The 12,883-nt window shown below is 36.0% G+C and carries 13 protein-coding genes and 1 pseudogene; 6 read left to right on the top strand and 8 right to left on the bottom strand.

The annotated features are described in order from the left end of the window. Positions 1 to 1,169, bottom strand: a 1,169-nt coding sequence (locus SGJ10_03070; GenBank protein ID MDZ4757106.1) for a DEAD/DEAH box helicase family protein, incomplete at its 3' end; no start/stop codon positions are given. A gap of 43 nt (positions 1,170 to 1,212) precedes the next feature. Here SGJ10_03070 and SGJ10_03065 point away from each other — a divergent pair. Further along, complete coding sequence (locus SGJ10_03065; GenBank protein MDZ4757105.1) at positions 1,213 to 1,458, top strand: hypothetical protein; 246 nt, start codon at positions 1,213 to 1,215, stop codon at positions 1,456 to 1,458. A 39-nt stretch (positions 1,459 to 1,497) separates the two neighbouring features. Here SGJ10_03065 and SGJ10_03060 read toward each other — a convergent pair whose 3' ends face one another. From SGJ10_03060 to SGJ10_03030, 7 genes and pseudogenes are all read right to left on the bottom strand, one after another. Beyond that, positions 1,498 to 1,647, bottom strand: a complete 150-nt coding sequence (locus tag SGJ10_03060) for a hypothetical protein (GenBank protein MDZ4757104.1) — start codon at positions 1,645 to 1,647, stop codon at positions 1,498 to 1,500. Further along, complete coding sequence (locus tag SGJ10_03055) at positions 1,644 to 2,489, bottom strand: tetratricopeptide repeat protein (GenBank protein ID MDZ4757103.1); 846 nt, start codon at positions 2,487 to 2,489, stop codon at positions 1,644 to 1,646. The genes SGJ10_03060 and SGJ10_03055 overlap by 4 nt, the downstream gene beginning before the upstream one ends. Positions 2,490 to 2,503: 14 nt before the next feature. Further along, a complete protein-coding gene (locus SGJ10_03050; protein MDZ4757102.1) occupies positions 2,504 to 3,409 on the bottom strand; it encodes a DUF1810 domain-containing protein in 906 nt (301 codons plus the stop codon). Positions 3,410 to 3,779: 370 nt separating this feature from the next. Further along, positions 3,780 to 4,109, bottom strand: a complete 330-nt coding sequence (locus SGJ10_03045) for a hypothetical protein (protein ID MDZ4757101.1) — start codon at positions 4,107 to 4,109, stop codon at positions 3,780 to 3,782. 146 nt (positions 4,110 to 4,255) lie between these two features. Then, positions 4,256 to 4,762 (bottom strand): hypothetical protein, encoded by a 507-nt coding sequence (locus tag SGJ10_03040; GenBank protein ID MDZ4757100.1) that lies wholly within the window; start codon positions 4,760 to 4,762, stop codon positions 4,256 to 4,258. Positions 4,763 to 5,691: 929 nt separating this feature from the next. After that, positions 5,692 to 6,405 carry a hypothetical protein gene (locus tag SGJ10_03035; protein MDZ4757099.1) on the bottom strand — a complete coding sequence of 238 codons (714 nt, stop codon included), beginning with the start codon at positions 6,403 to 6,405 and terminating at the stop codon, positions 5,692 to 5,694. A 314-nt stretch (positions 6,406 to 6,719) separates the two neighbouring features. Then, positions 6,720 to 6,833 (bottom strand): annotated as a pseudogene (locus SGJ10_03030) (integrase). Between the two features lie 1,324 nt (positions 6,834 to 8,157). Here SGJ10_03030 and gatB point away from each other — a divergent pair. The 5 genes from gatB to SGJ10_03005 all read left to right on the top strand — a co-directional run. Next, on the top strand, positions 8,158 to 9,615 hold the full coding sequence (gene gatB, locus SGJ10_03025; protein ID MDZ4757098.1) for an Asp-tRNA(Asn)/Glu-tRNA(Gln) amidotransferase subunit GatB: 1,458 nt from the start codon (positions 8,158 to 8,160) through the stop codon (positions 9,613 to 9,615). 12 nt (positions 9,616 to 9,627) lie between these two features. Beyond that, positions 9,628 to 9,867 (top strand): hypothetical protein, encoded by a 240-nt coding sequence (locus SGJ10_03020; protein MDZ4757097.1) that lies wholly within the window; start codon positions 9,628 to 9,630, stop codon positions 9,865 to 9,867. Beyond that, a complete protein-coding gene (locus SGJ10_03015; protein MDZ4757096.1) occupies positions 9,857 to 10,282 on the top strand; it encodes a DUF983 domain-containing protein in 426 nt (141 codons plus the stop codon). Before SGJ10_03020 ends, SGJ10_03015 begins: the two co-directional genes overlap by 11 nt. A gap of 161 nt (positions 10,283 to 10,443) precedes the next feature. Then, positions 10,444 to 11,427, top strand: coding sequence for a M23 family metallopeptidase (locus SGJ10_03010; protein MDZ4757095.1), 984 nt, complete (start codon positions 10,444 to 10,446; stop codon positions 11,425 to 11,427). Between the two features lie 259 nt (positions 11,428 to 11,686). Continuing rightward, a partial coding sequence (locus SGJ10_03005; protein MDZ4757094.1) for an amino acid permease occupies positions 11,687 to 12,883 on the top strand: 1,197 nt, incomplete at its 3' end.

Raw genomic sequence — 12,883 nt, 5'->3', positions numbered from 1 at the left:
TTATAAATGCGGTCTTCAATTTGATTTCCGTCTTTATCGGTTTTCCCTTGGTTGGGTCGCCAACCTTCGGCATCTACATTTAAACCAATTCTTACTACACGATAAGGAGCAAGGAAACCATCGTCAATACCTTGTTTTAAAGAATAAGTATAAACAGGGTCGCCAAAATATTCGGTATTGCTTGTTTCTTTGGTTTCCTTTGGTGTAGCTGTCAAACCAATATGCGTAGCATTTTTGAAGTAGGATAAAATTTCTCTCCAACTGCTATCTTCTTTCGCACTTCCTCTGTGGCACTCGTCAATTACAATCAAGTCGAAAAAGTCAGGCGAAAATTGTTTGTACACATTTGCATCTTCGTCAGTGCCTGATAAACCTTGATACAAAGCCAAATAAATTTCATAGCTTTTATCAATTTGTCGGTGTTTTACCACCGTCATTTTATCTTTAAAGTGTTTAAAATCTCCTCTTCGGGTTTGGTCAATTAAAGCGTTTCGGTCTGCTAAAAAAAGTATTCGTTTTTTTGCTCCGCTTTTCCAAAGTCGGTGAATGATTTGAAAAGCGGTATAGGTTTTTCCTGTACCTGTTGCCATTACCAAAATAATTCGGTTTTGTCCGTTGGCAATGGCTTCAACAGTTCTGTTTACTGCAATTTGCTGATAGTATCTTGGTTTTCGGCTTGTGCCGTCAAAGTAATAATCTTGCGAAGCAATCTTTTCAGCCGCTGGTGTTGTAATACCTTTGTATTTTTTGTATTTCTCCCAAAGTTGTTCGGGAGTAGGGAAGTCGTCTAAGCCAATTTCCGTTTCAATGTTTCCGTCTGTTGCGGTTCGGTCGTGAAACAAAAAACCGTCACCGTTGCTACTAAAAACACAAGGAATGTCAAGTATTTGAGCATAGTCCAAAGCTTGTTGAATACCAGAACGAACAGAATGTTTGTTGTCTTTTGCTTCAATGATTGCAATTGGAATATTCGGCTTGTAATATAAAATGTAGTCGGCACGTTTTTGATTTCCTCTTGCTGTCAGTTTACCTCTAACATATATTTTTCCATCTGTGAACGAAACTTCTTCTAATAGCTGTGTCAGCCTATTCCAACCCGATTTCTCAACCGCAGGAGTAATAAACTTTGTGCATATATCACGTTCAGAAAGCGTCTTTTTATCAATCATTTAATTATTCAAATTCATTTGTGCAAAATACGAATTATTGTCGGTGCGTTGGCTAAAAAACGGCTCTTTTGGTTTTGCCTGTGTGTCGGTTTGTGTGGCTGTGGCAAAACCGAATGTGCCGTTTGTGCGGCTGGCTAAAATTGTTTTTAAAAAAGTGCGGAGGAAAAAAAATAAAAAACATAGATTCGGCTTAAGTGTCGGTTTACTCGCTGTCCCGTTGCAATATGGTCTGTATGTTTTTGGTCACCTGTCAAAATGGTTTGTCGTTGTTTTACTGTTTAAATTTTAGGTCGGTTGTTTGTCATTGTAACGGTCGTCCTACCATTGGCTATAACGGTTTTGCAGCTACAAGAAGTTGGCGATTTCGAAGCACAAAATTGTCTGCCACCACAAAATCCCGCAAGGCGGGACACAATGCTTCATTTAACCACTGAACTGCCAATTTCTTGTAGGTGCTGTTACAAGCTGTTTTTTTCATTCTTCTGTGTGTTCTAAATTATTTATAGGATTAGGGAAATCAATACCTTCTGGTGTAAAAGTAATTGCTTCTATGAAATATTGTCTCGCCATCTTTCTGTCATCTAACTCTAAAAATATCACACCAATGTTGTTTAAAAAGTTTGCGTAGCGAATATTCCAAGAAAGTTTGTCGGCAAAATTATTAAGCATATTGGGTAAGATTGACCTTGTGTTCCCATCGTCAACGTACAATTTATCTCCATACGGATTGTTCTTTCTCAAATTCTCAACAGTCTCAGAAGTTGGGAAACGCAACTTTTCAATTCCATCAGCACCAGCACTTTGAGCAATTATTTTTGATGCTGTTTCAAACCAAATGTCTGCATTAAATTTATTTGCCACAGTTTTTTCATCAATGAACTCAATATTTTTATTGATGAAGTTGTAAACATTGTCAAATAGAACATCAATACCCAATTTGTATATTTCAATTGCTTTATTGAAATCTCCGTTCAGCTTGTATGTAAAGCCTAAACTATTGTAAGCATCATCAAAATATTTATTAATTTCAATAGCGTTTTCAATTGAATTTATTGCTTCATTAAATTTTCCTTGTTTTTGATAGGTTATTCCAAGTCCAAGGTATGCATCGAAGTGGTCTTGTTTTAGTTTAATAGCGTCATTGTAGAACTTTTCGGCTTCGATAAAATTGTCAGTCTTTTGATAAGCAACACCTAGTAAATAAGAAATATTAAAATCTTGGTAACTTGTTGCTAGTTCTCTTAAAATCTTTATACTGTCTGAATACAAACCGTTTTGTATTAGTTTATGGGCTTCTGTCAATTGTTGTTCTGCTAGCATATTATTGGTTTTTATCAGCTAAAATCTCTTGTTTCTTCAATTTCACTTTTTGTAAAGTTTACAACTCCTTCTACAATCTTTTTATTAGCATTAAAATGTTTAAAATAAAAATTTTCGTCTTCAACTTTGTTAATAATTCGTGGTTCTCCTTTATGAACTTGTTTAAGGTTTGTGATTGTCCTTTTGTCTAAATTGATTATTGCAAATTTCTGTTGGAACCCTTTAAGCCAATGCATCTTACAGATTGGCAAAACCACTATTTTTTTATTGCTACTCCAACAAAGAGGTCCCATTGCATTTTCAATTGAGGCAATTCTGTCTTCGTCTTTGCTTTGAATTAATAAAGTCCCTACTGGTGGTTTCCATTTGTCTGCAGGTTGAATATTTACGTATTCTAGTCTGAAATTGAAGTCTTCTTGGTCAACTGAAATGGATGCGAATTGATATGGAGTTTCGTTGGTAAAAAGTGTTGTAGTCTTTAATATTTCCAAAGTGGAAGTGTCAAGTTTTCCCTCATAGTATTTTCGAATTGCATTTTCAAAGCATAAAAAGTCGCTATTATTTTCAAATTGTCTGTTCGTTATTACTACTGAATAAAAAAGTGTCATTGCTGAGTGAAATTTAAGGTAATCAGGAAATCCAAATATTTGCTCGGCAGTCCTTCCTTCAACTTCGTATGCTAAAATTCCAGTTAGTTCAAGTAGTCTTTTTGAAAGCAATTCATCCATCAAATAGTATTCAGCTTCTTCTATGTTGGCAATCTCATATTTTTTTGCAGGCCCAGATTTACCTAATCCTGATATTTGCGGAAATATAAACCACATCCAATGGCTCACTTTTTTTCCATTTTTCATTTCTTCCAAGACTTGCCTGTAGCAGCTATCTTGAGCGGTCTTAAATCTGTCTAAATCATATTTCATCTTTCCTAGGTTGTCTTTTAAATTTGCTGCTAACGGTTTGCAGATTTGCGATGGGCGGGCTTTTCACCACAAATGTTTATTCGGAGCACAAAACTTTCGGTTCGTACAAAACTGTCTGCGGAGAACGAAACCCCGCCTATTGCAAATGTGCGGTTATAGCCAGTGCTTTATCGTTTTATATGGGATTCTAAAGAAAAATAACTGAAACGGTTAAATCATAAAATCAACTTATGTGCCGAATTAGTTGTTTAATACTGAATAGCCAATATCTAGCAAATCCTAAACTCATAAGTTTTATTTTGCCAATTAGTAAATTCAATTTCATCATCAATAACAGTTTGGAAATGCAAAAATTGATATATTAAATCCGCTACAAATCAGTAATCTTATACTTATAGTTTGTATCAATGGTACTTCCTTTAATTATATGATCACCTTTCCTAGCAAGAGTAATAACTATTTCATTGTAACCATCTATAAAATTTTCTGACTTTTCTTTAGAGTATTCTTTAATTTTTTGAGCCAGAACCTTACAAACAGAGTCACAATTTACAGTCGAACAGTTGAAAATAAAATCTTCATCGGCAATCATTGCACGAATGTTAACGGAGTTATAAACATAAAGATTAAATTTCTTTAACCGATATTCCGTCTTTATTTTATTTTGCACGTATGGCATCACTTGCTTAATTTGCTTCATGTTTTTAGGCATTGGCATACGTTTTTTCTGAGTATGGCAACTCGAAATAAAAAAGCCGAAAATCAATACATAAACTAGTGATTTTATGAGCATATCAGTAATATTGGTCTAACAATATTTTAGAGTTTACAGTTAATCTTCAAAAATTATAAATGGAAAGTTTGTTCAAAGTGATACAAATCCCATGTGATAAAATTGAAATGAATGTCTACTGCACCTTTAACCGTAATATTACCTTGTGCGTCTTTAGTAACACTTTCGATATGGATTGATGGCAAGATAAAAAGTACCTCAGGTTCAGGGTCGAGAGGCTTAGGTTCATTTAACAAGCATGGGTAAGTACCCAAAATAATCATAGAGGAGTCAATTATCTCTACATCAGTGTACGTATTGCCATTACTTACAAGTACGTTGGGGAAAGTACCTCCCACAGAGTTGTCGGGCTTGATAATACTTATGCAAGAAATAATGTGCTTATTTGGAGCTATTTCAGGCGTAACCCAAGTATCTACCAATAAATGTACAAACTTCCAAGTGTCGCTTAATTGGTCTTGATGAGATGTGACTACAGCCGTGTTTCTGTTAAAAATTATTCCAAAGTTTGATTCAATCTGGTTCAAACTTGAGTTGATGATACTGATTTCTGGGATCATATGTTAATGTATTAAAATGGTTATTTTTTTAAAGAAACTTAGGATATTGAGAGTACAAACATGAAAGTCAAGTGAGGCATTTTGCTCCCTGTTTAAAATTTCGTTTCTCATATAAATGGTTTTTTACTTGCAAATGTGAAGAAGTCAGTTAGCCTACACAACAAGTTATAACTTGTTTTTTTGCTCGAACACTTCTGGGTTGTCAACATCAAGTAAAAATAACAACGATACACCAAGAGCATCAGCAATTTTGGAAAGTGTGAAATATCTTGAATTTTGTGCTTTACGTTCAATTTGACCATAAGCCGAGGCCGAAATGTTACATCTAAAAGCAACTTCGTCTTGTGTCAACTTCTTAGCTTCTCTGATTTTCCGTATGCGATTTGCCAATATCATTTGTCATTATTTTATATGATTTATTTAGTTTGTCCAGGGGTCTATTAGCATTGGCTATAACGGTTGGCAGCTACAAGAAGTTGGCGATTTTCACCACAAATGTTCATACGAAGAACGAATGTTTGTTGAACCACAAAACTGTCATACGAAGCACTGAACCGCCAATTTATTGTAGGTGCTGTTATGGGCTGGTTTACTCTCTGTCGTTAAATGCTGGTCGTCCATAATGTGGTTTTCAAAGTCATAAAGCACTAACTTAAAGTTTAGTTTTACTGTCAATCTATTATGTTTTCGTGTCTGCAAAATCATTGTCACTGTTAATGCGAAAGAAAATGTCGCTACAATAAATGAGCAAAATGCTATTGTGCCGCTTATGTTTTGAAACATAGGTTGCGTCTTTTAAAAGTTACCGCTAAAGATTAATAAACGGTGGCGTTATGTGCCACCGTTTTTAAATTAATTAGCTTCGGGATTATCGGCAGGTTATCACAAATTGTAAGCTTGCAATGGCGGATTGTTTCCTATCTTAACCACTAACAAAACTGCTGAAGCAGTCCAATCAGTGTTTTTCCTAATGCACTGATAACGCTCGATAATTGACTGCAATTTTTTCCTTTTACGACACATCTCCATACCAACCAAACGGTAACACCAATAAAAACTGCTATAGCAACAAGTTTCCAATAGGGAATATTATCAATAGCACCTCTATCTTTATTGTTTCTTAATTTCGATAGTTCATTGATTTTCTTTTCGATATAGTCAAAAAGCCCTTTTTCACCGTTAGTCTTTGCAACTTCTAAAACTTCAGTTAATGTTTTGTCGAGCTTTTCTACGTCTGAAGGTTTAATCTCATATGCAACAATCATTTGTACATAATCATTTTGCAGTACCTTAAAATCCCCTACCTTGTTTCTTGTCTGTTCTTCCTTCATTGATTCTTCCCTCAGCCCTTTTAGCGCATTTAATGATTGAGTTAATGCCTCCTGACCTTGTAATTTAAACCTATCGGCTCTTTCTCCGTTATACTTACTCAATTCTGGGTTAATCTTCAGAATGGTTGATCTTTCTGCAGCCCTGGCATAAAGTTCTTGTTCTCCGAAATGTGAAACTGCATCAGAAAATGAATTAAAGAAGTCTTTAAAATTTTGAGATGGGAGACGGTTCACAATTTTACTTAATGCATAAGAATACATGTCAAAACCTAATGACGCATCCTGTGCTCTGTTTAAAATTAATTTGTACATTTTATTTTATTTTATTTATTTCCTAATCGTTTGGCTTTTCGGTGTCGCCCCGTTTTTTTAAGTAGTTTCTGGCTCTACTGTTTTAATTTTTTTGTCACAATAGGTGGTCAGCCTTAATTTTGACCGCAATGTCGTTTTTTAAACTTGCCCGATAACTTGTATATTGGAGCCATAAAACCACCCCAATCTGCTTATTCGGTTCGCTTGGAGCTATAGATGTTCCTTTTTTACTTTGCAATAATAATAAAAATTGATCATATTTTTACTTTTTATTTTACTTTAATTGATCTCGCTTGAAGAATTAATTGAATTTTCTATAAATCATCAAATGGACTTTTCATATTCTGTAAATTTTTCGTGCTAACATGCGTTTATATCTCTGTAGTCTTGCTGCTATTGTGCCCAAGCAATTCTTGTATATATCTTATTCCAATTCTTAAACTAAAATAGTTCTCCGCCTGTGGCGGATTTAGTTTTTAGAAGGCTAATGACGAACTACATCCCGAAAGCCCCGCTTAATTCCGATAATTATCGGGATGTAGGGGGATTAGTCCCTTTCTTTTGGACTATTATATATTAAGTTTCGGTATAAAAGGACTAGCGGCAGCTTTAAGCTATCTGGTAATCCCAATTTTTCAAATCCGCAGGTAAATTATAGAGGCAATTTTATTTCAGGTAATCTATCATTAAATTCTTTTTTTTTATTGAAACCATACTGCTTAAGTCAGAATCTGATATTTTTTCTTCTGTTTAAACTTGGCTATTGATGGCTAGGAAAACAAAAATATATAGTATTGTTTTTTTCATATTGTTAGCGTGTTTGAGTGCAATATTTTCCTCCGCTTTGTGGTGGGTACTTAAAACTAACTCTGATACATAGCACTAAATTAAATTTAGCAATTAGCTCCATATGGACCACTTGCCAACCAAGAAGCCTAGAACCACTTATGGTGCTATTTTTATTTACTTTACTTACCTTTTTTACTATTATAGGTTATAGCATAGGCAAAGCCAGCACCAAACAATAAAGTAATTATTCCTGCAAAATATGGTATAAAATCAATCATTTTTATTTTTATTTATTTGATGTAAGTATATTCCAAAACATAGTATTGAGGGCACCCAAAGGCCGATAAAAATCGCTTGGTTTTCGTGACCATTAAAAAATAAAATCTCTGAAAAAATCAGCGAAAGTATCGCCGCTATAAAAAGCAACTTGTCAGTTAAGTTAAATTTATGAAACATTTTTTATTTGTGATTAACTTCCTACTCTTATGGCTTTTCGGTTTCGCCCCGTTTTTGTAATGGTTTCTGGATTCCACTTTTTATTTTGTCACATTGGGTGGTCAGCCCTTTGGCTTTCGCAGACCAGATTTTGTTGATTTAAACTTGTATGTAACCGAAACAAACTTTCGCAAATCCTTCGATTTTTGGATGTATAGGCGAAACAAAGTTGCGGTTTATTCGGCAAATATATTGCATTAAAGTCGAACAAAAGGTGAAATAATTTTTGTAGTATTAATTGAGTAATATTCATGCCTTTGGTTGGGTTCGCCACGGCGAATCGCCAACCACAACCTGAGTAGACTTCCTATATATCTTTATACTTTCGTCTTTTATCCATAGTCTGCAATGCCTGTGGTTGAGTTCGCCACGGCGAATCGCCAACCACAACCTGACTGCATCGAACATCTTTCTTCTTTTGTCTTTCATCTATACTCAGTTCCACACTTATCTTTGCACCACTTAAAAATGGAAGAAAGCATTTACGATAAATACGAAGCAGTAATAGGGCTTGAGGTTCACAGCCAGTTGCTTACACAGAGCAAAGCTTTTTGTAGTGACCCTATTGAATATGGAGCATTGCCCAATACACAAGTGGGTGTGATAAGTTTAGGTCACCCAGGCACTTTGCCTTTTCATAATAAAGCAGCAGTTGATTTAACCATAAAAATGGGATTGGCTTGCAATTGCCAAATTAGGGAGGTGAACCAGTATGCACGCAAAAATTATTTCTATGCCGACTTGCCAAAAGGTTATCAAATAACACAGGACAAAACTCCTATCTGTTATGAGGGGCATTTGGATATTACCACCAAAGATGGAGTTACCACACACATAGGCATTGAGCGGATACACATGGAGGAAGATTCAGGTAAAAGTATGCACGACCAAGATGTATATGATTCGCTAATCGACTACAACCGTGCAGGAACACCACTGATGGAGATTGTTACCAAACCCGATTTTAGAACAGGCGAAGAAGCTTATGCATATATAAGTTTGATCAGACAAATGGTTCGTTATTTAGATATATCTGATGGAAATATGGAAGAAGGTTCTTTGCGTTGCGATGCCAATATTTCTGTTAGAATAAAAGGTGTAGAAAAATTTGGAACCAAAGTAGAAGTTAAAAATATGAACTCGATGCGTAATGTGCAACGTGCCATCGATTTTGAAATTAAAAGACAAATAGATTTAATAGAACAAGGCGAAACTATCATATCAGATACACGCACTTTCGATGCACAGAAAAATTTAACAATATCGATGCGTAGCAAAGAGGCCGCAAATGATTATCGTTATTTTCCTGAGCCTGATTTGCCACCTTTGTTTGTGGGTAGAGATTGGGTGGCACGCATCAAAGAACAAATGCCCGAACTGCCTGTACAGCTTGCTACACGCCTAGTTGAAGAGTATAATATAACAACTTATGATGCACAAGTAATAACGGAACTGAAAGAAACCGCGTACTATTTTTTAGAAATTTGCAAGCATACTCCCAATTATAAAGCTGCTGCAAATTGGTTAATGGGAGCAGTGAAAAACTATATGAATCAGCAAGCAGTTGAGCTGAAAGATTTCCCCTTAAAATCGGAACAAATAGCAGAAATTATTATATTGATTGATGAAGGAAAATTGAGCAATTCCGCAGCATCACAGGTATTATTTCCTGCTTTTTGTAACAAGCCAAACAGTAGTGCGGCAACACTTGCTCAAGAATTAAATTTAATACAAGAGAGCGACGAAAGTTCTATAAAACCATTGGTAGAAGCCGTGCTTGCAGCATGGCCCGATAAAATTATAGAATATAAAGCGGGCAAAAAAAATCTGATAGGATTGTTTGTAGGTGAAGTAATGAAACGCAGCCAAGGCAAGGCTGACCCAAAGCTTACAAACAAATTGTTGACGGAATTGTTAGATAATTAAACAATATATATAGTGAAGAAATATATCATATTCTTATTCTTTTTGTTGACTTCAGCAGGAGAAATATTTGCCCAATGCAGTATGTGCAAAGCCAATGCAAAAACTGCCAGCGAAGGTGGTAGCAATATTGGCAAAGGCTTGAATGCAGGCATTGAGTATATGTTGATAGTGCCATATTTGGCAGCTATTGTGGTAGGTATCCTTTGGTACTTAAATTATCGTAAAAAACAAGCTTCCGCAAATGTCCAATGAACCCGTAAAATCAAGATTCGAAGCTATTATCAAAGGCAAATGCCCACGTTGTCGCAGAGGGGATGTGTTCAAATACCCGATCACTAAAATAAGCAAGTTCAATGTGATGTATGATGATTGTCCGGTATGCGGACTTCATTTTGAAATAGAGCCAGGTTACTTTTATAGTGCCATGTACATCAGCTATGGATTATCATCGGGGATTACCTTGGTAATGGGTTTGATCACTTACAAAATACTTCATGATCCCGCTCTGTGGGTGTATGCAACAGTTATAATTGCTTGTATGCTATTGCTCTCTCCGCTATCATTGCGATTTTCCAGGATGCTCACCTTGCATTATATTTCTCCCATAAGATTCGATCCGAAATATCAGGGGAATTGGGATAAAGCTGAGCAAAGGGGTTCACGGTAGTTTAATATTGTTAAAGCCAACTTCGCACTTGATTATTTGAGAATAAGCCCAAAATGTTTTCCCCCGAAGTTTGGAATATGGGAAATAGTGAGTTATATTTGCAAAGTCTTAAAAATGCCTATGCTAACAAATTGTACTTATCTAAACATTAATTTCTAACAATGAAAGTTAATTTCAAGAAAGCAAAATGGGTATATAACCCGCACAAGCTCAAGTTTGAGATGGTACAAATCAGCCTTCGTAAAAGGTTGTTTCAAATTTTCGGTTTCCTTAGTTCGTCGTTCGTGATGGGCGTAATTTTCTTCTTCGTGTTTGAGTTTTTTGTTGATTCGCCAGAGGAAAAATCGCTGAAGCAAGACAATGCCTTCTTAAAGGGACAACTTGGCGATATGAATAATAAAGTTGACCAAATTGCTGGGCAGCTTGCCGATTTGCATAGTAAGGACAACCAAGTATACCGTGCCACTTACGAGAAAGATCAAATAACCGATGAGCAATTTAATGCAGGTACTGGTGGTGTAGACAAATACAAAACATTATTAGGTTTTAGAAACAGTGATGCTGTTGTGGAACTAACTGAGCGTATCGACAGGTTGCGTAGTCAAGTTCAAATACAATCAACTTCGTTTGACGAACTGATAAAATCGGCGAGCCAAAAATCGGAAATGCTTTCTTGTATACCCGCTATTCAACCTATTGCCAATAACGATTTACGCATGATAGCTTCAGGTTTTGGTTATCGTATGGATCCCATTTACAAATCCACCAAAATGCACACAGGTATCGACTTTACCGCATCATTTGGTAAAGAGATTCATGCTACAGGAAATGGTTATGTGGCAGAAGCAGGAATCGGTGGCGATGGTTATGGAATTAAAGTAGTAATTAACCACGGCTTCGGTTACCAAACATTATATGGCCACATGTGCAAGCTTAGTGTGCGACCTGGTCAAAAAGTACGACGCGGCGATGTGATTGGCTATGTAGGTTCTACAGGCAAATCGACAGGCCCACATATACATTATGAAGTAATTAAAAACGGACAAAAAATTAACCCCGTGCATTTCTTCTACAACGATGTTACCCCAGGAGATTACCAAAAGATGGTAAAAATTGCTGAACGTGACGGGCAGTCGTTCGATTGATAAAATATATAATATTTTAAAAAACCGCAGCTATACAGTTGCGGTTTTTTTATGTCCTTTTAGCACTGCCTTTTGTTGTTCTTGGCTATTCCGAAGCATCGGAATCACCAACCAGTAATGTTCCAAAGTCGTTGTCCTTGGTTGGTGTCCTCACCAACCAACATTGTTTCCGAAGCTATACTACATACATTATAGTTGAAAACTTTTTTCAAGCAACAAAAACCAAGTATGCATCTTTGCATTCTATTATAATACATTTATGCAAACAGAAAAAAGACATGTGAGTTTGTACTCAGCCATTGCCATTGTGGTAGCCAATATTATAGGAGTAGGGGTATTTACCAGTTTGGGTTATCAAGTTCAGGATATTAAAGATATTCCCGCCTTGCTCATATTATGGGTAGTGGGTGGCATTATAGCTTTATGTGGAGCACTTACCTATGGCGAGATTGGAACTGTGTTTCCAAAGTCTGGCGGAGAGTACCAATATTTAACAAAATTGTTTCATCCATTTGTGGGGTTTTTATCAGGTTGGGTAAGTAGCACTGTTGCATTTGCAGCTCCGGTTGCGGCTGCATCGGTGGCTATGGCTGCGTATCTGCATAAAGTATTTCCCACCTTGCATACCCAGTTCACAGCAATTACTGTAGTAAGTATTATCACAGCAATACATGCGAGTACTTTATCAGGTTTCAAATTTCAAAATATATTCAGCACAGGTAAGGTCATCCTTGTTATAGTATTTATTATATGTGGTTTTACAATGGGTGAACACCAACCTATGAATTTGCAAATTACAGATCATACTTGGGACTTAGTTTTTAGCAGTGCATTTGCTGTAAGCTTAGTATATGTGGCCTATGCTTATAGTGGTTGGAACGCAGCGGCTTATCTGGCTGGTGAAATAAAAAATCCCAAACGTAGTTTACCTGCTTCATTGGTAGGAGGTACTTTATTGGTCATGTTTTTATACTTCTTAATTAATTATGTATTTTTATATACTATCCCTTTGGATACTTTAGCAGCAGAACAAGCCAAAGATTTTGGTAAACCATTAGAGGTTGGATATTTTTCGGCTGATTATATATTCGGGCAAGGAGGTGCAAATACCATGGCACTTATTATAGCGATATTATTGGTAAGTACCATTAGTGCAATGATTATTGCCGGTCCTCGGGTATTAGCAGCTATGGGACAAGATATAAAATTATTGAGTTTCTTTTCGCACACTACTAAAGTAGGAATTCCTGCACGTGCAGTAATTGGTCAAAGTGTAGTTTCTGTAATACTAATTTTAACTGCTTCATTCGATCAATTATTAATATATGTTGGATTCACTTTGCAGTTATTTACATTCCTTACGGTATTGGGGGTATTTATTATACGTTACCGTAAATTAAAAGGACCAGAAGGTTCATACCGCACATTTGGGTATCCTGTTACCCCTATTATATTT

Source organism: Bacteroidota bacterium (assembly GCA_034439655.1).
Taxonomy (GTDB): domain Bacteria; phylum Bacteroidota; class Bacteroidia; order UKL13-3; family UKL13-3; genus CANJUD01.
This window is presented reverse-complemented; position numbering and strand designations above follow the sequence as displayed.

Bases quoted from the DNA above. Each gene is read 5' to 3' on its own strand.
- SGJ10_03060 (MDZ4757104.1), bottom strand. From the start codon at position 1,647: ATGAAAAAAACAGCTTGTAACAGCACCTACAAGAAATTGGCAGTTCAG.
- SGJ10_03055 (MDZ4757103.1), bottom strand. From the start codon at position 2,489: ATGCTAGCAGAACAACAATTGACAGAAGCCCATAAACTAATACAAAAC.
- SGJ10_03050 (MDZ4757102.1), bottom strand. From the start codon at position 3,409: ATGAAATATGATTTAGACAGATTTAAGACCGCTCAAGATAGCTGCTAC.
- SGJ10_03045 (MDZ4757101.1), bottom strand. From the start codon at position 4,109: ATGAAGCAAATTAAGCAAGTGATGCCATACGTGCAAAATAAAATAAAG.
- SGJ10_03040 (MDZ4757100.1), bottom strand. From the start codon at position 4,762: ATGATCCCAGAAATCAGTATCATCAACTCAAGTTTGAACCAGATTGAA.
- SGJ10_03035 (MDZ4757099.1), bottom strand. From the start codon at position 6,405: ATGTACAAATTAATTTTAAACAGAGCACAGGATGCGTCATTAGGTTTT.
- gatB (MDZ4757098.1), top strand. From the start codon at position 8,158: ATGGAAGAAAGCATTTACGATAAATACGAAGCAGTAATAGGGCTTGAG.
- SGJ10_03015 (MDZ4757096.1), top strand. From the start codon at position 9,857: ATGTCCAATGAACCCGTAAAATCAAGATTCGAAGCTATTATCAAAGGC.
- SGJ10_03010 (MDZ4757095.1), top strand. From the start codon at position 10,444: ATGAAAGTTAATTTCAAGAAAGCAAAATGGGTATATAACCCGCACAAG.